Annotated in this window: 19 protein-coding genes; 12 read left to right on the forward strand and 7 right to left on the reverse strand. The window is 69.3% G+C overall.

Annotation, left to right across the window (positions count from 1 at the left end; genetic code table 11):
* Positions 1-19 precede the first annotated feature (19 nt).
* Entirely contained in the window at positions 20-856 is an 837-nt protein-coding gene (locus tag AC27L4_RS04535) for a class I SAM-dependent methyltransferase (RefSeq protein WP_487140754.1), read from the forward strand.
* A gap of 40 nt (positions 857-896) precedes the next feature.
* Here AC27L4_RS04535 and AC27L4_RS04540 read toward each other — a convergent pair whose 3' ends face one another.
* On the reverse strand, positions 897-2,309 hold the full coding sequence (locus AC27L4_RS04540) for a CoA transferase (protein WP_487140755.1): 1,413 nt from the start codon (positions 2,307-2,309) through the stop codon (positions 897-899).
* A 100-nt stretch (positions 2,310-2,409) separates the two neighbouring features.
* Between AC27L4_RS04540 and AC27L4_RS04545 the strand changes: the two genes are divergently transcribed.
* A complete protein-coding gene (locus tag AC27L4_RS04545; protein ID WP_487140757.1) occupies positions 2,410-3,615 on the forward strand; it encodes a citrate synthase in 1,206 nt (401 codons plus the stop codon).
* Between the two features lie 76 nt (positions 3,616-3,691).
* Here the strand turns inward: AC27L4_RS04545 and AC27L4_RS04550 are convergent, their stop codons facing one another.
* Positions 3,692-4,186 carry a GFA family protein gene (locus AC27L4_RS04550; RefSeq protein WP_487140758.1) on the reverse strand — a complete coding sequence of 165 codons (495 nt, stop codon included), beginning with the start codon at positions 4,184-4,186 and terminating at the stop codon, positions 3,692-3,694.
* 360 nt (positions 4,187-4,546) lie between these two features.
* Between AC27L4_RS04550 and AC27L4_RS04555 the strand changes: the two genes are divergently transcribed.
* The 3 genes from AC27L4_RS04555 (at position 4,547) to AC27L4_RS04565 (ending at position 6,792) form a co-directional block, all read left to right on the forward strand.
* Positions 4,547-4,993, forward strand: a complete 447-nt coding sequence (locus tag AC27L4_RS04555; RefSeq protein ID WP_487140760.1) for a baeRF12 domain-containing protein — start codon at positions 4,547-4,549, stop codon at positions 4,991-4,993.
* A 246-nt stretch (positions 4,994-5,239) separates the two neighbouring features.
* Positions 5,240-5,530: a hypothetical protein gene (locus AC27L4_RS04560; RefSeq protein WP_487140761.1), complete on the forward strand. Its 291-nt coding sequence runs from the start codon at positions 5,240-5,242 to the stop codon at positions 5,528-5,530.
* Between the two features lie 158 nt (positions 5,531-5,688).
* Positions 5,689-6,792 carry an FUSC family protein gene (locus tag AC27L4_RS04565; protein WP_487140763.1) on the forward strand — a complete coding sequence of 368 codons (1,104 nt, stop codon included), beginning with the start codon at positions 5,689-5,691 and terminating at the stop codon, positions 6,790-6,792.
* 36 nt (positions 6,793-6,828) lie between these two features.
* Here AC27L4_RS04565 and AC27L4_RS04570 read toward each other — a convergent pair whose 3' ends face one another.
* The 5 genes from AC27L4_RS04570 to AC27L4_RS04590 form a co-directional block, all read right to left on the reverse strand.
* Positions 6,829-7,698 carry an SDR family NAD(P)-dependent oxidoreductase gene (locus AC27L4_RS04570; RefSeq protein WP_487140764.1) on the reverse strand — a complete coding sequence of 290 codons (870 nt, stop codon included), beginning with the start codon at positions 7,696-7,698 and terminating at the stop codon, positions 6,829-6,831.
* Between the two features lie 90 nt (positions 7,699-7,788).
* Positions 7,789-9,264: an ATP-binding cassette domain-containing protein gene (locus AC27L4_RS04575; RefSeq protein WP_487140765.1), complete on the reverse strand. Its 1,476-nt coding sequence runs from the start codon at positions 9,262-9,264 to the stop codon at positions 7,789-7,791.
* Entirely contained in the window at positions 9,261-10,325 is a 1,065-nt protein-coding gene (locus tag AC27L4_RS04580; protein WP_487140766.1) for an ABC transporter permease, read from the reverse strand. Before AC27L4_RS04580 ends, AC27L4_RS04575 begins: the two co-directional genes overlap by 4 nt.
* Before the next feature lie 78 nt (positions 10,326-10,403).
* On the reverse strand, positions 10,404-11,525 hold the full coding sequence (locus tag AC27L4_RS04585) for a sugar ABC transporter substrate-binding protein (protein WP_487140767.1): 1,122 nt from the start codon (positions 11,523-11,525) through the stop codon (positions 10,404-10,406).
* A gap of 218 nt (positions 11,526-11,743) precedes the next feature.
* Positions 11,744-12,580 carry an IclR family transcriptional regulator gene (locus tag AC27L4_RS04590; RefSeq protein WP_487140768.1) on the reverse strand — a complete coding sequence of 279 codons (837 nt, stop codon included), beginning with the start codon at positions 12,578-12,580 and terminating at the stop codon, positions 11,744-11,746.
* A 233-nt stretch (positions 12,581-12,813) separates the two neighbouring features.
* On the opposite strand from AC27L4_RS04590, the gene araD1 reads away from it, so the two are divergent.
* The 7 genes from araD1 to AC27L4_RS04625 all read left to right on the forward strand — a co-directional run bounded on the left by araD1 (position 12,814) and on the right by AC27L4_RS04625 (position 22,276).
* The gene (araD1, locus tag AC27L4_RS04595) at positions 12,814-13,809 is read left to right on the forward strand and encodes an AraD1 family protein (RefSeq protein WP_487140769.1); all 996 of its coding nucleotides are present in this window, start codon (positions 12,814-12,816) and stop codon (positions 13,807-13,809) included.
* A 96-nt stretch (positions 13,810-13,905) separates the two neighbouring features.
* Complete coding sequence (locus AC27L4_RS04600; RefSeq protein ID WP_487140770.1) at positions 13,906-15,975, forward strand: hydantoinase/oxoprolinase family protein; 2,070 nt, start codon at positions 13,906-13,908, stop codon at positions 15,973-15,975.
* Positions 15,976-15,986: 11 nt separating this feature from the next.
* Positions 15,987-17,741, forward strand: coding sequence for a hydantoinase B/oxoprolinase family protein (locus AC27L4_RS04605; protein ID WP_487140772.1), 1,755 nt, complete (start codon positions 15,987-15,989; stop codon positions 17,739-17,741).
* A gap of 178 nt (positions 17,742-17,919) precedes the next feature.
* Complete coding sequence (locus AC27L4_RS04610; RefSeq protein WP_487140774.1) at positions 17,920-18,978, forward strand: LacI family DNA-binding transcriptional regulator; 1,059 nt, start codon at positions 17,920-17,922, stop codon at positions 18,976-18,978.
* Positions 18,979-19,094: 116 nt separating this feature from the next.
* A complete protein-coding gene (locus AC27L4_RS04615) occupies positions 19,095-20,429 on the forward strand; it encodes an extracellular solute-binding protein (protein ID WP_487140775.1) in 1,335 nt (444 codons plus the stop codon).
* A 94-nt stretch (positions 20,430-20,523) separates the two neighbouring features.
* Entirely contained in the window at positions 20,524-21,462 is a 939-nt protein-coding gene (locus tag AC27L4_RS04620) for a carbohydrate ABC transporter permease (RefSeq protein ID WP_487140777.1), read from the forward strand.
* Positions 21,455-22,276: a carbohydrate ABC transporter permease gene (locus AC27L4_RS04625; protein WP_487140778.1), complete on the forward strand. Its 822-nt coding sequence runs from the start codon at positions 21,455-21,457 to the stop codon at positions 22,274-22,276. The genes AC27L4_RS04620 and AC27L4_RS04625 overlap by 8 nt, the downstream gene beginning before the upstream one ends.
* Positions 22,277-22,295: the final 19 nt, after the last annotated feature.

Below are 22,295 nucleotides of genomic sequence, written 5' to 3' on the forward strand. Positions count from 1 at the left end.
GCGACCGGGAGGAAACCGCATGAGCGAGTCCAGTGCCGCCGAGGCGTTCGAGGCTTTCGAGCGCGCCGTCCATGATCGGATCGCCGCCGGCTATCACGAGGCGTTCACGCCGGTGACCGAGCGCGCCCATCCGCTGCTCCTGGCGCAGGCGGCCATCGGCGGAGGCGACCGGGTGCTCGACGTCGCCTGCGGTCCGGGCGTGCTGGCGGGCAGGGCCGCGGCCCTCGGGGCAGCCGCCACCGGCGTCGACCTGTCGCCGCGCATGGTCGGGCTGGCGGCCGGGCTCCATCCCGCGGCCAGGTTTCATGTGGCGAGCGCCGAGGCGCTGCCCTTTGCCGATGCATCCTTCGAGGCGGTGTTGTGCAGCTTCGGCATCGGCCATTTTCCTGTGCCGGAGCGGGCCTTCGCCGAGTTCGCCCGGGTCCTGGCGCCCGGCGGGCGCCTTGCCGTGTCCTGGTGGGAGGGGCCGTCGCGCTCGCGCATCAACGGCGTGTTCTTCGATGCGTTGCAGGAGGAAGGGATCCGCATCCCCGAATCCCTGCCGCCCGGGCCGGGCGCCTTCCGCTTCTCGGATGACGAGGCGCTACGCGCGATCTTCGCCGGCGCCGGCTTCTCGGCGCCGGCCATCACCGTGGAGGAGGGCATGCACCGCCTCCCGGACTTTGCGGCGCTGTGGTCGCTGGCATGCACCAGCTTCGCGCGGCTCGGCACGATCATCGCCGGGCTGGACGAGGCCGAGCGCGAACGCTTCCGGGCCGCCGTCGCCGCCCGGACGGCGGCCTACGGCTCCGGTCCGCTCGCCGTGCCCATCGCCTTCAGGGTGGCGTCGGCACGGCTTGCCGCCGAGGCCGCTTGATCCCTCCCTCGGGAGGCCCGGCCACCGGCGTGGCGGATCTTCAGTCCCAGTCCGGCGTATCCGAGCCCATCGGAGCGGCCGCCCGCGACCAGCGCATCGGCACGTCGTCGATGTGCAGCGGCGGCAGCAGCCGTCGGGCAGGACCCCAGGCCGTGGGCTCGGCGTTGCCCAGGTCCGCCTCGCTCTCGGCGGCCGGCGCTCCTTCGGAGACCGGCGCGGCATGCCCGGTCAGCAGCAGCCCGGTCCGCGCCAGCGAGGCCCTCGCTTCGAGGCCACACCCGGTTTCGTGCCGGGCGAGGAGGCCCAGCACGGCCGTAGCCGCCATGATGTAGCCTGTGGCGTGGTCGAGCGCCTGGACCGGCAGCGGCGTCGGGCGTCCGGCGCCGGCCGCGCGCATGCCCGCCTCGGCGATGCCCGTGCTCATCTGCACCAGGCTGTCGAAGCCGCGTCGGTTTCGCCACGGGCCGGACCAGCCATAGGCGTCGAGGCGGACGTCGATGAGGCCGGGCCGTATGCGGCGCCGGACCTCGGCGCCGAGCCCCCGCCGCTCCAGGGCGTCGCCGCGATAGCCGTGCACCAGCATGTCGGCCCCGGCCATGAGCTCGATCAGCCGGGAGTGGCCGGCCTCCGTGCCGAAATCGAGCCGGGCGGTCCGCTTGCCGACCATCAGCTCGGGAACCAGGGCCGGCTCGTCCCAGTCCGGAGGGTCGATGCGCAGGACCTGCGCACCATAGCCGGCCAGGAAGCGCGTCGCCACCGGGCCGGCGAGGACACGGGTCAGGTCGAGCACTTTCAGTCCCGCCAGCGGCCGGACCGGGGCGAAGGACCGGTCGGCCATGGCGCCGGCCTCGGTGAGGGTCCGCCCGACCAGGGGTTCCGCCGCGACGCAGCGCCCCTGTTCGTGGGCGGCCCATTCCGACATGGTGCGCATCCTCGCGGCGCAGCCTCCCGCGGCGACGATCGCAGTTTCCAGCGCCTCGGTGGGCCAGGCCGCGACCGCTCGGCGCACGCTGTCCTTGTCGGCCTCGACCGCCAGCACCGCGAGGGCCGCCCGGCGATGAGGCGGTGCATTGGTGTGCAGGCGGATCCAGCCGTCGGCGCCGGGGTAGTCGCCGGCAAGCGGGTCCCACGGCGGCGGTGGCGCCCATCCCTGCGGCCGCAGCGACATGTCGAACCAGAACGAGGCGAGCCGCCGGTCGACCGTGACGGCCGGCGGGGGCAGGCCGCGGACGCGGCTCAGCTCGGAGACGGCCAGCCCGGCCGCGGCGATGGACGCGGCGGCGAGATCGGTGACGGCGAAGGCCGACGGCAGGCTGCCGCGACCGGCGACATGCACGCGGCCGAGCGCGGCCGATGCGCCGCCTGCGGCCTGCCAGATCGCGGCCAGCATGCCGCCGAATGCCGTGCTGTCGCCCGTCTCGATTTCGTCCCGTCCGGTGGAATTCTGCGCCATGGCGCGCCTCCCGTTGCGATGAAAGCGGCGACACCGAAGGACGATTGAAATTAATCGTCAATCTTGATTACATGAATCAATCTGTTCCCGGAGCGTCGGCATGATTGCGTCCCTGTCCGCTGCCGAGGCGGCCGCCCGGCTCGGGGTAACGAGGCAGACGCTCTATGCCTATGTCAGCCGTGGTCTGCTTGCGGCCTTGCCCGGTCCCGACCATCGCGAACGGCACTATTCCCTTGAGGCGGTCGAGGCGCTCGCATCCGACAGGCGCCGCGGGCGCCGGCCGAAGGAGATCGCCAAGGCAACCCTCGACTGGGGGCTGCCCGTGCTCGAGTCCGGCCTGACGCTGATCCGCGACGGCCGGCTCTATTATCGCGGCCGCGATGCCGTGGTGCTGGCGCGGACCCACAGCGTCGAAGCGGTCGCGTCGCTGCTCTGGCAGATGCCGGAAGCCGAGGCCTTCGGTCCGATCGTGCCGTTCGGAAACGGCCTCCCGCTGCCGTCGCAGGAGGAGGGGCCGGACGACCTGATGCGCCGTTTCGTGCTTATGGCCGCCGACGACGGCACTGCGGCCTGGCAGGAGAGCCCGGGACGGGTTGCGGCCGGCTGTGGCGGGTTGGTCCGCAGCCTGCTGGCCTGCCTGCTCGGCCGGGCTCCGGACACGGCGCCGCTGCACGAGCAATGTGCCGTCGCCTGGGGCCTTGATGCCGTGGGTACCGACCTCGTGCGCATGGCGCTGATCCTCTGTGCCGACCACGAACTGAACGCGTCGAGCTTCACCGCCCGCTGCATCGCCTCGACCGGGGCGAGCCTGCGTGCCGCCGTGGTCGGTGGGCTTGCCGCCCTCTCCGGCGGCCGCCATGGCGGCATGACCACCCGGGTCGAAGCCTTCTGCCGCAGCCTGGCGGGCGAACGCCGGCCGGCTGCGACGCTGCGCCTTATGCTGGCGGCGGGCGTGGAGCTCCCCGGCTTCGGCCATCCGCTCTATCCCGGCGGCGACGTGCGGGCTCTGGCCCTGATGGAGGGGCTCCGGCCGGGGCAGCCGGAACCGGCCCTCGCCGAGGCCGTGTTCGAGCTGACCGGGCGCCGGGCCTCGATCGACTTCGCCCTCGTCGCCCTCCGACGCAGCCTGGAACTGCCCGAAGGCACGGCCTTCGGCCTCTTCGCCGCGGGCCGCTCCGTCGGCTGGATCGCGCAGGCGCTGGAGCAGCGCGCCGAGGGAGCGCTCATCCGCCCCCGCGCCGTCTATGTCGGGCCCGAGCCGGCACTGTTCCCAGCCGCGTCGCTCCCCGATCCGCCCGGCGCGTGAAGCCGGCCGGGCCGGACGAAACGTCGAGCCCGCGCGGGCCGGCCCTGGCGATGCCTTCGTCGGGACGCCGGACCGGTCAATCCACCCAGAGCCCCCGCTTGCGGTGCCATTCCTCGATCGACTCGACGGGATAGTGCTCGAAGGTCTGGTCGCGCGGGCCGATGACCGGCTCGACCCAGCCCGCTTTCGAGCCCAGCATGAGATGAGTGCGCTCCGGCGGCACCGGCAGTTCGCTGTCGATCGCCGATGCGAAGGGATGGACGAGGTCGGGCCATGCCTTGTCGTACACCCAGAGTGCCGTGCCGCATGCCTTGCAGTGGCGGCGCTCGCCGCTCGACACGTTGCAGTGCCCGTCCTCGCCGACGATTTCGGCATGGTACAGGCCGATCGCGCGCTTGCCCTTGACCTCGAGGGTTTCGGCGACACCCATGATGTTGATGGCGAAGCCGCCGCCGCCTGCGGTCTTGCGGCAGATCGAGCAATAGCAGAGCTGGTAGGGATGCGGGGTGTGGCTTTGCACCGAAAAGCGCACGGCACCGCACCGGCACGATCCCCTCAGTGTCAGCGGCATGGCTCGTCCTCCTGCTGCCGCGGCCTGGTTCGGGGCGCGGCCGGTCGCTGCATCCTCTCAGGTCCGGAGCCGTAGGGCCAGGGACGCCGCGTCGCCGCCCGGTCGGCCACGCGGGGTGCTGCGGCGGTCCGATGGCTCGCGCGCCTGAGCGCGGCTTCGGCGAGGTGCCGCCTCGGGGCCTCCGGTTTGAATATCCGGGCCTGATCCGATACGGCGTTCGGGCCAGCTTCGAACCCCTGGCGACGCCCCTGAGGGGATCGGGACGGTCCCCTCGTCCGAGGGCGGTGGCGAGTGGCGGCCCGTCGGGAACATCGGCTGCCTGCGGTCATTTGCTGGTCAGCAGGACGAGGAGGAACAGCCATGCCCGGGATCCGCATTCCCAAGAATGCCCTCATCCTTGTCGGCGATGGCGAGAAGGCGCTTTTCCTGCGCAACCACGGCACGGCCTTGAAGCTGCGGCTGGCGATCGAGGAGGTGCTGGAGCAGCGCAATCCGGCGACCCGCGAGCAGGGCACGGACCAGCCGGGGCAGTCCGTCGGCATCGCCGGCGGCCCGGGCAGCGCCCTGGAACAGACCGACTGGCACAGGCAGGCGGAGGAGCGCTTTGCGGTGGAGCTGGCAGGCCGGCTCTACCGGCAGGCGCATGACGGGGCCTTCGCGGATCTGGTGCTGGTGGCGTCGCCGCGGGTGCTCGGCACTCTGCGCAAGGCGATGCACAAGGCCGTTGCCCGGTGTGTCTGCGCCGAGGTTCCCAAGGAACTCACCGCCCTGCCGCTCGCGGAAATCGAATTGGTCCTGTCGGCCTGAGGCGCCGCCGACGCGGCGCCGTCGCGATTTCCATGGAATGGTCACATCGCCATCAGACCATGACCCGATTTCCCGGTCAGCTTCGCGTCGGTTTCGGCCGGCTCCCCCGCGATTCGGGGCACACAGCCGGGCGCCGGCTCGCCGCGGCGAGCCGCATGCGACCGCCGGAAGGCGGCAGACCCTGCCGGGTCGGCGGCACCAGGTCATGGGCCGCGACGTCATCCGTCCCATCGAAAGGATCACGCGATGAAGCTGACCTCCATCCGCATCGATCGTACCCTCGGCCAGATCGATGCCCAGGCCGTACCCGAGAACCATCCATCCGTGCCGCAGCTCAGCGAGATGTTCGGCGACCACACCTTCTTCCTCGACGGCAGTGGGTTGACCATCGTCGAACCGGCGGAGACCCGCGACGACGGGACGGAGACCGGGCGGGTGGTCAAGCTCGCCGGCTGGATAGACGAGAGCCGCAGCCGCCTCGTCGCACATGCGCGCGAGACGACGGATGTCGTCGTCTTGCTCGGCAAGGCGGCATAGCGGAGAGCCTCGGGCGCCGGTGACGGTTGGGCAGGTCCAGCGCGTTCCCGGTGCCCGGCCGGTCGCACCCGATCGGCAGGACAGAAATCCGGCTTGGCCGCGGTGGCGCGGTTCTGGCAAGACGAGACGCATCGTTCCGCCGTTCCCGGATTCCTGCCTTGCCCCTCCTTGCCTCGATCCGCGCCCGAGAAGCCGAGATCCGCCTCGCACTGCGCATGGCGTTCGCAGCGGGGCTCGGCTATACGACCGCCAAGCTTCTTGGCCTGCCGCAAGGCTATTGGGTGGTGATCACCGCCATCATCGTCATGCAGGCGAGCCTCGGCGGGTCGGTAAAGGCAGCGGCCGACCGCATGGCCGGCACGCTGGCGGGTGCGGCCTGGGGCACGCTGATCGCGGTCGCGGTTCCGCATCAGAGCCAGGTGACGCTCGGCCTGGCCATCATCCTGGCCATAGCGCCCATGGGGTTGCTGGCGGCGCTTCGGGCGAATTTTCGCATTGCGCCGATCACGGCTCTGATCGTGCTCGTGCCGATGAGCGGGCCCATCGCCGACCCCTTCGTCCACGCGCTGGAACGGATCGTCGAGATTGCCCTCGGCAACGTCATCGGCGTGGCCGTGGCCCTCCTGGTGCTGCCGACCCGAGCCCACGGCATCCTCAGCGCTTCGGCGGCCCGTATCGCCGACCTCAACGCGGACCTGATGATCGCTCTGATCGAAGGCCTGACCAGCGAGCAGGGGAGGCCGGGCCTGCCGGCGATCCATGCGAAGATCCGGGCTTCGCTCAAGCAATTGGAGACGGCCGCCGACGAGGCGACGCGCGAGCGCCGCAGCCATCTCAGCGATATCGTCGATCCGGAGCCGCTGGTGCGCACGCTCTATCGCGTGCGCCACGACTTGGTGATGATCGGCCGGGCCACCGCCAAGCCGCTGCCGGCGGCTGTCGGGCCGGATCTCCAGCCCAGCCTGTCCGGCCTGCGCGACGCGTCCGTGGCGGTGCTGCGTGCCGCCGCGGCATCCATGCGCAATGGCGCCGCGCCGCCGGACGTCGATGCCTTCGACGCCAGCTTCAAGGCCTACGTGGCCGAGATGGACGCTCTGCGCACCGCCGGCCGCACACGCAGCCTGGCCAGCGACGATGTCGGCCGGCTTTATGCGCTCCGCTTCGCCTTCGATCAGCTCGGCTTCGATCTGCACGACCTGGCGAACCGGATCGGCGAGCAGGTCGGCGTCCGCAAGGATATGCCGGTCGAGGCGACGGGGTGAGCGCCTGCCGCCGGCGCTTCCGCGAACGCGATGGCGCTACGGCTTGCCCGCGCCCGCCGGATCGGTTGCCATGAAGGCCGCAAACGCTTCCGTGAAATCGGGGTGCCAGCGCGACAGGGCCGGCCTGTTCAGGATGACGTCGTCCGCCGCCCAGCGGATGCGGCGCTCGTCCATGTCGCGGGTGACGTCGTTGTCCGGGCACAGGATGTAGAACTCGCCGCGCGCGACGGCATCCAGGCCGAATGCGATCACCTGCTCGGGCGTCCAGGCGCCGGCCGGTTTCTCGGAGACGCGCACCTTCGTGAAGCCGGTGAAGGTGAAGCCGGGTACCAGGAGATGGGCCGTCACCCGGCAGCCCGGCATGTTGCGCAGCTCGTGGCTGAGCGCTTCCGTCACCACCTTCACCCCCGCCTTGGTGAGGTTGTAGGCCGTGTCGCCCGGCGGGCAGGTGATGCCCTGCTTCGATCCGGTGTTGATGACGGCCCCCGGCGTGGCCTGGGCGATCATAGCCGGCACGAACGTCTGGACGCCGTTGATCACGCCCCAGAGGTTGACGTCGACGATGCGCTGCCAGCGCCCGCGGTCGCCGAAAAGCTGGCCGCCGCCCTCGGTGCCGGCATTGTTCATCAGGACCGCGACCTCGCCGAAGGCGTCGTAGGCGGCTTCCTTCAGGCGCTGGACATCCTCGAGCCGGCTGACGTCGGTGGCCACGGCGATCACGTCCTCGGGACGGGCGGCGATCGCGGCCAGGCTCGCGGCCGCGCTCTCCAGGGCAGCGGCATTCACGTCGGCAAGGCAGACCTTCATGCCCAGGCGCGCCAGATGCTGCGCCGCGGCAAGGCCGATGCCGCTGGCGGCGCCGGTGATCACGGCAGCGCGCCCTGCTGTCAGTGCGGGATGGGACATGGCGGTTCCTCTTGCGATCGTCGGGCAGGTCCGATCCGACCTTTCGCATCCGGCGCCGTTCCGGTCCAGAGGGGCAGCGCGTCCGCCGCTTCAGTGTCCGGCTGCTTCCCAGGCGCTCTCGTAGCGGGCCAGGAGGTCCGCCAGGGTCGGGATGTCGGGCATGGCGGCCATGTCGACCCGCCCGGCGATCCGGCCCCGCGACAGGACGACGACATCGTCGGCGACGTCGAAGATCTCCTGGACTTCCGTGCAGAAGACCACGATCGCCCGCCCGGTTCGGGCGACCTCGCGCAGCAACTCGTAGATGTCGGCCTTGCTGGAAATGTCGACGCCGCGGGTCGGCTCCTCGATCACGACGATGTCGGTGTCCTGTTCCATGGCGGCGCCCAGCACGACCTTCTGCTGGTTGCCGCCGCTGAGCGAGGTGATGGGATGGTCGGGACTCCCCGTCTTCACGCGGTAGCGCCGGATGCTGGTCTCCGCCACCGCGCCGATCCGCCCGAAGTCGAGCAGCGGCATCGGTGCGCTCAGCTTGCGCCAGCCCAGGCGGATCGCGAGGTTCTCGCCGACGCTCATGTTGTGGAACACCGTCTGGCGCCGGCTGGCGGCGAGATAGGCCACCGTCCGCTGATCCCGGCCGCCGGGATCGGCTCCGTTCATCGGCCGGAAGGCACCGATCGCCTGTGCCAGTTCCCGCGCGCCCGAGCCTTCCACGCCGGCGAGTGCAAGGATGCGGCCGGGCATCACGTCGAGGCTGATGTCGCGGAAGGCACCGATCCGGTCCGAGCAGCGCTCGAGCCGCAGCAGGGGGGCAGTCGTGCCGGAGCGAGTTTCGCTGCGCGGTTCCGCCGTCGTTGCCGCTCCGGCCTGGTTCGCCGTGAGTTCGGCCGCGATCGCCGTCTCGGTGATGTCGGCGCCGCGGATCTCCGCGCGGATGCGCCCGTCGCGCAGCACCAGCACGCGGTTGCAGCAGCGGACGAAATCATTGAGGCGATGGGTGATCAGCAGCACGATCTTGCCGCTTGCGGCGAGCTCGGCCATCGTCACGAACAAGGCCTGCGATTCCTCTTCCGTCAAGGCGGAGTTGGGCTCGTCGAACAGGAAGACGTCGGCCTCGCTCATGATCGCCCGGGCGATCTCGACGCGCTGCTGCACCGCCAGCGACAGGTCGGAAAGCTCGTAATGGGCGAAGGCAGCGATGCCGAGCCGCCGCAGCACGGCGTCGGCCGCGGCCGTGTCGGGCGCCATGCGGCCGAACCGGCGGCCCTCGCGACCGACGGCCAGGTTCTGGATGACGGTCATGTTCGGCCAGACATGCGGTTCCTGGTGGACCACCGCCACTCGGCGCCAGGCCTCGTCGACCCGCACGCCCTGCCGCGTCAGCACGATGTCGCCGCTGTCGGCTTTCTCCTCGCCGGCGAGCATGCGCGTCAGCGTGCTCTTGCCGGCGCCGTTGGGGCCGGCGATGCCGACGATCTCGCCCGAGGCGATCTCCAGGTCGAGACCGTCGAGGGCGCGCGTCGCGCCGTAGCGCTTGGTGATCGCTTTGCCGCTGAGGCGGATCATGCCGCTCCTCCGGCGCCGCTGCGGGCCGAGCGCTGGCCGGCGCTGCGGATCAGCTTCTGCGAGACGAGGTCGAGCCAGACGGCTCCGATCGTCACCAGGCCGATGAACAGGAGCTGGGCGAAGGAGCCGACGCCGAGCAGGGCGAGGCCGTTGTTCAGCAGCGCCAGCAGGATCACGCCCAGCAGCGTGCCGACGACCGTGCCGCGGCCGCCGTTGAGGCTGGCTCCGCCGATGACGACGGCGGCGATCACCGAGAACAGCAGAGAGCCGGACTGGCTCGGCCCGATCGAGCCGACATAGGAGAAGTCGATGATGCCGGCGAGCGCGGCCATCAGGCTGCTGAGCAGGAAGACGGCGTATTTGTACTTGCTCAGCGGCAGGCGGGCGACCCGGGCCGCGTCCGGATTGCCGCCCATCGCCACAAGCCTGAAGCCGAAGACGGTGCGATGGCGCAACACCCAGAACAGGACGAACGCGGCCACGAGCCAGAGCACCTCGGAGGGGACGTCATGGGCCAGGAGCGCGCCGCCCAGGCCGTGGAAGACGGAGAGCTCCCAGGCCGGAGGCAGCGGGTCGTTGTAGGCCGGGGTGAAGGTGGAGGCGTTGCTCGCCAGCAGCGACAGCCCGTCGGCGACGTTGAGCATGCCGAGCGTGGCGATGAACGAGGGCAGTCCTGCCTTCACCGTCAGGAAGCCGTTGACGAGGCCGGCGAGCAGGGCGAGGCCGATGCCGGCCGCGAGAGCGATCAGGAGCGGGGTGGTGAAGGGCAGGCTGCCCCCGCCCAGCCACAGGGTCGCGGTGACGATGCCCGCCAGCCCGTAGACCGCGCCGACGGACAGGTCGATCTCGCCGAGCAGGATCACCAGCATCTGTGCGAATGCCACCATGCCCAGGGCCACCATCGAGCGGACCAGGGTCATCATGTTTTCCGGGCTGAGGAAGGTCGAGCGCTGCGATTGCACGATCGCCGCGAGCAGGACGATGGCGAGCGCCAGGCCGAGGGTCCTCAGGCTGTTGAGGACCTTCTGCGTGCCCAGGAGGGCGACGAGGGATTGTTTCATGGAGGCTCCGGAGCCGCGGCGGCGGACGCAAGGGCGCCGCGCGGAGCCTGGGCTCCGCGCGGGACCGGTCGGTCGGGGTCAGTGCGCCTGCTTGAGGCGCTCGCGGCCGGCATCGACGCTGAGCTCGTTCTCGCCGCCCGCCTGGGTGATGACGATCGGGCGCAGGAACTGCAGCGGATCGGCCGGCGTCTCCCCCTTGGCCAGGAACTTGGCGCATTGCTCGACCGGCGCCTGCGCCTGATTGTCGAAGCCCTGGTCGATGGTCACCAGCGTCGTGCCCTCGGCGATGGCGTCGAGGATGGCGCCGCTCACGTTGAAGCCGGAGGTGTAGACCTTGCCGTTCAGCTTGAGGTTGCGGATGACGTTGCCGACGCCTTCGACGCCCTGGTCGGTGTGGAAGAACAGCGTCACCTCCGGATGGGCCGTCAGGAACGGCGTCACGGAGTTGAGGACTTCCTGCGTGGTGAAGTTCTTCCCGGTCGGGATGCCGCTCTTGGGATCGTTGAAGAACTTCGCATCGGGGAAGACCGACTTGTAGCCCTCGACGAAGCCGACCATTCGCTCCTGGGCCCAGGGCTGGTCGGGGGCGCCGCTGCCCATGGCGATCTGGTCGACGTTGACGTTCTTGGCCTTCAGCAGCTTCGCGGTGGCCTCGCCGTTGATCTTGCCGGCCTGGACCTCGTTCAGGGCGTAGAAGGCGAAGCGCTTGGCCTTCGGCGCATCGATGTTGAGCGTGAACACCGGGATACCAGCGTCGGCATATTTGTTGATGATACCGGTGAACTGGTTGGGCAGGGGCGGCTGCAGCGCCAGGCAATCCACCTGGCCGGAATTGAGCAGCGTCTCGAGCTCCGAGAGCTGCTTGGCCGTATCCGGGTTGACCGGGCCGACCATGCGGCAGGCGGCCGGCAAATCCTTGGCGGCGGCGTCGCACCCCTTCTTCATGCCGATGCGCATCTCCGCGCCCTGGATCGGAATGCCCGTGCCTTCGATGCCGACCACGATGTTGGCCGGCTCGCCCGCCTCCAGCTTCTTGACGATCCGCGGTGCCAGCTTGAACTCGCCCCAGGGCATCTGACGGGCCTTGGCTCCGTCGGGCACCGTCTTGTCGGCAGCATGGGCCGATGCGACCGCGCCGCCGATGCTCGCGGCCAGGGCCAGGGCGGTCACCGCCAGCAGGCGGTTTCTCAGAATGGGCATGTCAGGCTCCGTCCTCATCTGGAATTGTTCTGCTATACAGAATAGTGTTTTGTGCAATTGAATTCTTGTCGGCACGGACGAGCTTGTCAAGCCGCGGGCCGGCAAGCCGGTCGGCGAGGCAGCGGTGGGCTCGGCGAAAGGAGGGGCAGGCCGGCGCGAGCGGCCGTGCGCTGCCCGCAGGCCGCGCGATCAGCCGGAGGAACGGTGGCGGGTCGGGATCAGGCTTGGGGTGGGCCCTTCAGTGGCGGCAATACCGCGTGGGCGGGGCCGCCGAGAAGCTGGCTGATCCGGTCCGCATAGCCGCGGACCGTCGCGCCGAGCCTGTGGAGGTCTTCATCGCTGCGGTCGAGCCGCATGCTGGTCACGCTGATCGCCGCGACCGCCTCGGCACTGCGGTCGTAGACGGCCGCGCCGACGCAGACCACGCCGACATTGTCTTCCTCGTTGTCGAAGGCGTAGCCGCGGATCGCGGCCTCATCCAGGTCGGCCAGCAGCGCTTCCGGCGATGTCAGCGTCCTCTCCGTGCGGCGCGGCATGCCGATGCGCTTGAGGATGGCCATGACCTGGTCATGAGGCAGGCGCGACAGCAGCGCCTTGCCGACCGAGGAGCAGTGGGGCAGCTCGCGCCGGCCGAGGGAGGCCGTCATCCGGAACGGGCCGGGGGCGTCGACGCGCCCGATCGCCACGGCATAACCGTCGTCGAGGACCGCGAGGCGCGAGGTCAGCTGCGTGGCATCGGTGAGTTCCTGCAGGATCGGCGTGGCGATACGGGTGACGCTCATTTCCGATGCCGCAAGGTCGCCGAGATGGACCAGGGCCAGGCCCAGTCGATAGAGCCGGGCGCCGCCGATGCGGCTATCGGCGACGAAGCCGCGCGCCACCATGGTCTGCAGCAGCGTGAAGGCTGTGCTGCGCGAGACACCGATCGCTTCCGCGATCTCGCCGACGCCCATTCCCTTGCCGTTGCCGGCGGCCAGTGCCTGGAGCACGTCCAGGGCTCGGCCGACGCTCCGCAGCGGATATTTGTCGTCCGCCGTCTCCTTGGCTGCTGGCACCCAAGACGCTCCCGCTCGACCCGACGCGTCGGCCGGGTCACCGATTCCGCATCGATACCCACTCGGCAGGCTGGTTGACAATATGCCCGGCGCAGCCTAACGATTTGTATAACAGAACTTGGTTCTGTATAGCAGAACAATATCGCAAAGCTAGCGTCATGCCAGGACTTCGGCCGCGGTGCGAAGCGCCTCGATCCCTCGGCGGCATGACCGGGATTGATTTGGAGCGCTCGATGCGTCTGGTGCAGTTCAAGAGCCGCTCGGGAGAGCGCAAGGTCGGCATCCCCGGCGACGATGGTGCCCGGCTCGAGCCGCTCGCCGGCCCGGCCACGGTCTATGCGCTCGCCGAGCAGGCGATCGCGCATGGCGTCAGCCTTGCCGAGACGGTGCGGGGGCTGCCGCGCGAGGCGGCGGTCTCCTACGACGAGATCGCCGGGGAAGGACGGCTGCTGTCGCCGGTCGACCATCCCGAGCCGGCCCGGTTCTGGATCACCGGCACCGGGCTCACCCATATCGGCAGCGCCGATGCGCGCGACAAGATGCACGAGATCGCCCACGGCGCCGATGCCGACATGACCGACTCGATGAAGATCTTCCGCATGGGGCTGGAGGGCGGCAAGCCGGCCGACGGGGAAGTCGGCGTCCAGCCCGAATGGTTCTTCAAGGGCGTCGGAACCTGCGTGGTGCCCCCCGAAGCGGACCTGCCGCTGCCGGCCTTCGCCCTGGCCGGCGGCGAGGAGGCCGAGATCGTCGGGCTCTACCTGATCGGCCCCGACGGCAATCCCTGGCGGCTCGGATTCGCCCTCGGCAACGAGTTCTCCGATCAGGTGACCGAAGCCCTCAACTATCTCTACCTCGCCCATTCGAAGCTGCGCGCCTGCTCGATCGGGCCTGAGCTCCTGCTCGGCGCCCTGCCGCAGGACACGCAGGGTGCCATCCGCGTCGTCCGGGACGGCAAGCCGATCTGGGAAGGGGAGTTCCTCAGCGGGGAAAGCAACATGTCGCATTCCGTCCGCAACCTCGAGCACTACCATTTCCGCTACGACATGTTCCGGCGTCCGGGCGATCTTCACGCCTATTTCTTCGGAGCGCCGCTGCTGAGCTGCGCCAACGGCGTCGAGGCCCGCTCGGGTGACCTGTTCGAGATCGATGTTCCCGTCTTCGGCCGGCCGCTGCGCAACCGGATGGCCGCCGTGCCCGACGCCCCGTTCGTCGTGCGCTCTCTCTGACCGTCCGAGCCCGGCGTCCGTGCCGGGAGCCGTTCCGTTCGTTCGCCGGCCGGCTGCGCCTGCCGCCCGTTGCTTCTCCAATCCCGGGACCTTGCCATGGGCCTTCGCTTCGCCGTCGATACGGGCGGCACCTTCACCGACCTGATGGTCGCAACCGAGGCCGGCGTGCTGACCATGCACAAGGCCTCCACCACGCCGGCCGACCCGGTGGCCGGCGTCCTCGACAGTCTCAGGATCGCGGCAGAGGCGGAGGGCGAGGACCTGCGTACCTATCTCGGCCGTGGCGAGGTGCTGGTGCACGGCACGACCCACGCGATCAACGCCATCGTCACCGGCTCGACCGCGCGGACGGCCTTTCTCACCACCGAGGGGCATCCCGACACGCTGATCTTCCGCGAAGGCGGGCGGATGGAGCCGTTCAACTTCACGGTCCCCTACACCGAGCCCTATGTGCCGCGGGCCCTGACCTTCGAGGTGCCCGAGCGCATCGCCGTCGGCGGCAAGGTCCGCAAGCCGCTCGACGAGGATGCGGTGGTGGCGATCCTGCGCCGGGCCGCGGCGGCCGGCGTCGAGGCGATCGGCGTGTGCTTCCTGTGGTCGGTGGCCAACCCCGTGCATGAGCTGGCGGTCGGCGCGCTGATCGAGACGCATCTGCCGGGCATCCCCTATACGCTGTCCCACCGGATCAACCCCTCGATCCGCGAATATCGCCGGGCCTCCTCGACCTGCATCGACGCGTCGCTGAAGCCGGTGATGGGCGCATACATGCGCGGCCTCGAGCGGCGCCTGCGCGAGGCCGGCTTCGGCGGCCGCGTGCTGGTGGTGACCTCGCAGGGCGGCGTCATGGATGCGGCGCGGGCGGCGGAAGCTCCGGTGCATCTGATCAATTCCGGACCGTGCATGGCGCCGGTCGCCGCCAAGGCCTATGGCGGCGCCGATGCCGCACAGACGCTGATCGTCGGCGACACCGGCGGCACCACCTTCGACGTGTCGCTGGTCCGGCGCGGGCGGATCCCGCGCAGCCGCGAGACCTGGCTCGGCCAGCCCTTCCGCAGCCACATGACCGGCATGCCCTCGGTCGACGTCAAGAGCATCGGTGCCGGCGGCGGCTCCATCGCCTGGGTCGATGCCGGCGGCCTGCTGCATGTCGGACCGAAGAGTGCCGGCGCTGTGCCGGGGCCGGTGTGCTACGGCCGTGGCGGCACCCGGCCGACCGTCACCGATGCGGCCCTGGCTCTCGGTTTCATCGATGCGGAGTTCTTCCTCGGCGGCCGGATGGCGCTGGACCGGCGCGGCGCCGAGGCGGCCATCCGCCGCGACGTCGCCGAACCGCTCGGCAAGAGCCTGGAAGATGCCGCCGCCGCGATCATGGCGCTCGCCACCGAGCACATGGTGCAGGCGATCATGGACATCACCGTGAACCAGGGCATCGACCCGACGGAGGCGACCTTCGTGGCGGGCGGCGGGGCGGCGGGCCTCAACTGCGTCGCCATCGCCCGGCGCCTCGGTTGCCGGCGCGTGCTCGTGACGGAGGCGGGGGCGGCACTCGCGGCCTCCGGTGCCCTGATTTCCGATCTCAGCGCCCATTACCAGGCGATGTTCCACACCCGCAGCGAGGCCTTCGACTGCGACGGCATCAATGCGGTGCTCGCCCGGCTCAAGGCCGATTGCGACGCCTTCGCCGCCGGACCGGGTGCCGGCGCGGCCGCGGTCGAGATCGACTGGTCGACCGAGGCCCGCTACACCGACCAGGCGTGGGAAATCGAGGTGCCGCTGCGCCGGGCCGCCTTTGCGGGAACCGGGGATGTGGAGGCGCTCGTCGCCGATTTCCACCAGATGCACCAGGACATCTTCGCGGTGAGCGACAGCCAGGCCGGCATTGAGACCGTGAGCTGGAACGCCGAGGTGCGCTGCCGCATCGGTTCCGGCATGCCCGGCCGCCTCGCCTGGGACGAGCGCTCGGCGAAGCTGCCGTCCCGTCCGGTGCGCTTTGCCGGAACGGGCTGGATCGAGGCCGAGGTCTATCGGCTGGAGGCGATTCCGGAGGGAACGGAACTGTCGGGACCGGCGATCGTCGAGTCCGATTTCACCTCGATCGTCATCGATCCGGGGGCGCGGGCCCGGCGCGACGGGGCCGGCAATCTCGTGATCGACGTGCAGGGCTGAGGGAGGAAACGATGGCGCAGAGCGGACCCATGGACGGCTCCACCCTGGCGGTGCTGACCGCCCGCTTCGAAGGCATCGCCCGCAAGATGGCCAACACGCTGCAGCGCACCGGCCGCTCCGGCATCCTGACGATCGCGCGCGACTTCTCCTGCGTGGTCCTCACGGCCCGGCACGAACTGCTGGCCACGGCCGAGAGCCTGCCGATCCACGTCCTGCGCGGACCGGACATCATGGCCCGAACCATGACGCAGAACCATCCGGTGCTGAAGCGCGGCGACGCCTTCCTGCACAATTCGCCCTATCACGGCTGCACCCATCCGGCCGACCACTCGATCCTGATCCCCGTGATCGACGAGACCGGCGTGCACCGCTTCACCGTGCTGGCCAAGGCGCACCAGGCCGATTGCGGCAATGCCCTGCCCACGACCTACATGGGCGCCGCCAGGGACGTCTACAACGAAGGCGCGCTGATCTTCCCGGCGGTGAGGGTGCAGGCCGATTACGAGCATGTGATGGACATCGTCCGCATGTGCCGCATGCGCATCCGCGTGCCCGAGCAATGGTGGGGCGACTACCTGGCGACGCTCGGCGCGGCCCGGGTCGGGGAGCGCGAGATCCTGGCGCTCGGGGCCGAGATCGGCTGGGACCGGCTGGAAGACTATACGCGCCAATGGTTCGACTACAGCGAGAAGCGGATGATCGAAGTGGTGCGGGCCATGCCCAAGGGCCGGATGACGCGCACCAGCACCCACGACGCCTTCCCGGGCACGCCGGCCGAGGGCGTGACGATCACCGCCACGGTCGAGGTGAAGCCCGAGGAGGCGATGATCGAGGTCGACATGACCGACAATCCCGACTCTATGCCCAACGGCCTCAATCTCTCGGAGGCCTGCGCCCTGTCGGCGCCGATGATCGGCGTGTTCAACTCCATCGACCATACGGTGCCGAAGAACGAGGGCAGCTTCCGGCGCATCAAGGTGCATCTGCGCGACGGCTGCATCGTCGGGCGGCCGCGTCATCCCACCTCCTGCTCGGTCGCCACGACCAACATCGCCGACCGCGTCGCCAACCCGGTGCAGGCGGCGCTGGCCGATCTCGCCGAAGGGCTCGGCCAGGCCGAGACCGGGGCCCTGATCCCGCCTTCCTGCGGCGTCGTCTCCGGCGTCCATGACGGCAAGCCCTTCGTCAATGAGGTCTATCTCGGCTGCACCGGCGGCGCCGGGACGCCCTGGACCGATGGCTGGCTGACCATCCTTCATGTCGGCAATGCCGGCATGTGCTACCAGGACTCGATCGAGATCGACGAGTTGCGTCATCCGATCTTCGTGCATGCGCGCCGCCTCATTCCGGATTCGGAAGGGGCCGGCCGATTCCGCGGCGCGCTCGGCGCCTATTCGGAGTTCGCCCCGGTCGATTGCGACATGACGGTGGCCTATGTCAGCGACGGCAACGTCAACCCGGCTGCCGGTGCGCGCGGCGGGCTGGCGGGCGCGACCTCGGCCCAGTTCCGCCGGCGTGCCGATGGCTCGCTCGAGCCCGTGCCGGCCTGTGCCGAGGTGGTGATCGGCCCGGACGAGACCATGGTCTCGATCAGTTGCGGCGGCGGCGGATACGGTCATCCGCATGAGCGCGACCCGGCCAGGGTCGCGCATGATGTCCGGGAAGGCTGGGTCAGCACGGAGCGGGCCGCGAAGGTCTATGGCGTCGCCGTGTCGGCAAGCGGAGAGGTCGACGGCGAGGCCACGGCCCGCCTGCGCGGCGTCTGATCCCGGCCGGGATGTTTCAGGGGCCGGCGAACCCGGGGCGGTTCGCCGGCCTTTTCACGGCCGGTCGGTAAATCGATTTAATACGCCATTGACAGCCCGGGTCGATTGGTGAATCGTTACACTAAATCGTTTCATCGCCCGGCAGAGGCGAGATCACGGGAGGCCGGCCACCGGCCGTTTGAGCAGGCTGATGCAGCAGCGCAAGCCCACATCGATCCAGGACGTTGCCCGGCAGGCCGGTGTGTCGCCGGCCACCGTTTCCAACGTGCTGAACGGGCGCAAGGCGGCGACGGCGGAAGTCGCTGAGCGCGTGCGTGCGGCTGCGGCCGCGCTCGGATACGAGGTCGACCGGGCGGCGTCGCAGCTGCGCACCGGCAAGGCACGTGTCATCACCGTCCTCGTCCCCAGCCTCGACAATCCCTATTTCACCTCGATCATCGCCGCCTTCGAGCGGCAGGTGCAGGACGAGGGCTACGAGATCATCGTGGCGAGCTCGAACGAGAGCGAGGACATCGAGCGATCGCGGCTTGCTGCCCTCCTGTCATGGCGGCCGTCCGGGGTTGTCATCGTCCCGAATGCCGACAGCTTCTCCAGCCGCTCGGTCCTCGACGGCCTGGGTGTGCCCTATGTTGCGGTCGACCGCATCACTGAAGGCTTCGACGGCGACACTGTCGGCAGCGACAACCGGTCCGGCGGCAGCCAGGCGGCGGCGCATCTGCTCGAGGCCGGGCACAGCAACGTGCTGGTGGTCGCCTCCTCGATGCGCATCGCCAATATCCGTGAGCGCTGCGAGGGCATTGCCCGTACCTTCGCGGCGGCGGGACAGCCTGCCCCGCAAGTCCTCGAGGTCGGCCAGGGCTTCGAGGCGGTCGCGGACGGCCTGCGCTGCTGGCAGGCCGAGCATGCGGTGCCGACGGCGATCATCGCGCTCACCAACTACGCGACGCTCGGCGTCCTGGCCGACATGACCCAGCGGGGCATTCGCATCCCCGAGGACGTCTCCCTGGTCGGCTTCGACGACTATGCCTGGATGCGGGCCGCGGCGCCGCCGATCACGGCGGTGGCCCAATCCGTCGTACAGATCGGCGCCCAGGCCTGGTCGGTGCTGCGGGGCAGGATGGGCGACGGCACTGCGCCGGCCCGCCATTTGCGGCTGCCCTGCGAGCTCATCGTCCGGAACTCGACCCGCCGCATCGGCCCGCCGATGCGGCCGCGCCAGACCAAGCAGGGGCCGTAGCCGGCCCATCCGCCGCCAGACCCGATCGACAAGATCCAAGCGGACGACGACATGGCCCGTCGATGCCGGTGCCGACGCGCGTGCAGACCAAAGATCACCGGCAGGAGGAAAGAGGGATGAAGGGACTCATTCTCGGAACGGTCTCGGCGATGGCCTGCCTCGCCGCCATGGCGGCGCAGGCCGAAGAGATCGACTGGAAGGGCAAGCTCGGCGACCATGCCGGCGTCACGCTCAAGCTCGTCAGCATCAGCGATCCGTTCATCGAGGCGATCAAGGCGACGAAGGACGAATTCGCCAAGGTGGCCGGCGCCAAGGTCGAGGTCGACGGCAACGGTTATGACGCCCTGCACGACAAGGAATTGCTGAACTGCTCGCAGAATGACGGCAGCTACGACGTGATGCTGATCGACGGCATCTGGATCGGCGAATTCGTCGAGGCCGGCTGCATCGACGCCCTCGACGAGCGCATCGCCAAGGAAGATCCGAAGGTGATCGCCTGGGACGACTACACCGCGTCGGGGGCCGGCCAGGCCACCTGGGACGGCAAGAAGTACTGCCTTCCGATGGCGATCTACTACGAGCTGATGTACTATCGCACCGACCTCTTCGAGAAGGCGAAGATGGAGGTGCCGAAGACCTTCGACGAGTTGAAGGCCGCGGCGAAGTTTTTCACCAACAATCCGGATTTTCCCGGCGTCTACGGCTACGCGATGAACAATCAGCGTGGGGCCGCCGCCGGTCAGCAATATTTCGAATGGATCTTCAACGCCGGCGGCTCGCCGTGGAAGAGCAACGTGATCGGCGCGGCCGATCCCTATGCTGACATGACGCCGACGCTCAATTCGCCGGAATCGGTCGAGCTGGTGCAGTTCTTCAAGGACATGCTGAAGTTCGGCCCGCCCGGCGTCGAAGGCTTTGCCTGGGACGAGCGCGCCACGGCCTTCGCCAGCGGCAAGCTCGCCATGATGAACGACTGGTCGGTGCGCGCCCAGATCGCCAACGATCCCAAGACCAGCCAGATCGCCGGCAAGTTCGGCAGCGTGCTGATGCCCTCGAAGGCCGGCAAGCCCGTGCCGCCGGTCGGCGGCTGGGTGATGTGCCTCAACGCGCACGGCACCCAGAAGGACGCGGCCTGGGACTTCATGAAGTGGTATGCCAGCCCCTCCGAGCACAAGCGCTACGCCATGGCCGGCGGCACGCCGAGCCGCCTCAGCGCCATCAACGATCCCGAGCTGCAGGCCAAGTATCCCTGGACCAAGACGATCGCCGAGGCCCAGAAGACCGCATGGACGGAGGTGCGGCCGCGCATCCCGGCGACCTTCCAGCTGATCGACACGATCGGCGTCAATGTCAACAAGGCGATCATCGGCGAGATGTCGCCGCAGGACGCGATGAACGACGCCAACGAGAAGGCGACGCAGCTGCTCAAGTCGTCGGGCGCCCTGAAGTAAACCGCGCGGGCGGGGCGCCGCAGCCCCGCCCGATCATCCGCTCCACGTCGCGCCGGGACGTCCCGGCTCCCGGCGCGCCCATCGACGGACGGCCATGACACAGCGATCCGCCATCGACCTGCCGCAGGCACGGCCTCGGCTGCGCCTCCTCGGCCTGCCGCGGGACGACCGCGCGCAGCAGGCGGCCTTCATCCTGCCGACCTGCCTCGTCCTGATCTTCCTGACGATCTATCCGTTCGTCTATTCCGTCTATCTCAGCCTCCACCAGGTGAAGCTGACCACCCTGCACCGCGCCGTCTTCGTCGGCCTGCAGAACTACCATTTCCTCCTCACAGACGGCCTGTTCCTCAGGGCGCTGCGCAACACCGCGGTCCTCGCCGTCTCCTCGATCACGCTGGAGATCATCGTCGGCTTTGCCGCGGCCAAGGTCTTCCACGAGCTGACGCATATCCGCTGGGTCAGGGGCCTGCGCTCGCTCTGCCTCATGCCGATGATGGTGACGCCGCTGATCGTCGGCATGATCTTCGCCTACCTGTTCAACCCGACCCTCGGCATCGTCAACTACGTCATCCAGCTGGTCGGGCTGACGCCGGTCTCATGGTTCGGCGAGCCGGTCACCGCCATGGTCTCGATGATCCTGATCAACGTCTGGCAGTGGTCGCCGTTCATGATGCTCCTGTCCCTGGCGGCGCTGACCTCGATCCGCCAGGATCTCTACGAGGCGGCCCGGGTCGATGGGGCGAACTGGCACCACATCGTCTGGTCGCTGGAGATCCCCTCCATCCTCAACGTCGTGATGCTGGGCGTCATCCTGCGCCTGATCGACATGCTGCGTTTCTTCGACGTGATCTACGTCACCACGCGCGGTGGCCCGGGTGACGCCACCATGGTCGTGACGCTCTACGCCTACCAGCAGGACTTCCAGTATTTCCAGATCGGCATCGGCTCTGCCGCCGCCGTGCTCATCCTGGTCATCAGCATCATCGTCACCACCTTCGCCGTCCGCCTCTTGAGGAGGGTCGAGAATGCATAGCCTGCGCGTCCGGGATATCGGCCTCCTCGCCGCGGCTCTGGCCTTCACCCTGTTCTCGATCGGGCCGTTGGTCTGGATCGCGCTCAGCGCCTTCAAGACCACCAGCGACATCATCGCCATCCCACCGGTCTGGATTCCGGACTTCACCTATCTCGACAACTACGCCCACATCCTCGTCGACCAATGGCCGTTCCTGCTGAACTCGATCCTGGTGACGCTCGGCGGTACGGCGCTGGCGCTCGCGATGGCCATTCCCGCCGCCTTCGGCCTGGTCAACTTCCAGCTGCGCTTCAGCAATGCGCTGGCCGACTGGATCCTGTCGACGCGGATGATGCCGCCGATCGCGGCCGCCGTGCCGCTCTTCATCATCTTCCGCGGCCTCGGCATGCTCGACAGCGTCTGGGCGCTGATCATCGTCTATGCCGGCTTCAACCTGCCGTTCGCCGTCTGGGTCTCGATGTCGTTCCTGCGCCGCGTGCCGCGGGAGGTGATCGAGGCGGCGCGCCTGGACGGCTGCAGCTGGCTGCAGGTGCTGACCCGGGTGGTGCTGCCGATGAGCCTGAGTGGCCTCGTCACGGTCGCGACCTTCGTCTTCATCTTCTGCTGGAACGAGTTCCTGCTGTCGCTGTTCCTGACGACGCGCTCGGCCCGCACGCTGCCGGTGGTGATCTCCTCCTTCATCGGCACCGGCAAGGTCTACTGGGATCTGATCGCCGCGGCCTCGATCATCCAGTGCATCCCGCCCGTGATCTTCACCCTGTTCATGCAGCGCCACATCGTCTCCGGCATGACGATGGGCGCCGTCAAGGACTGAGCTCCCGCCCATCGCGTCC

The sequence above is a fragment of the Labrys sp. Lb11 genome (assembly GCF_057554225.1).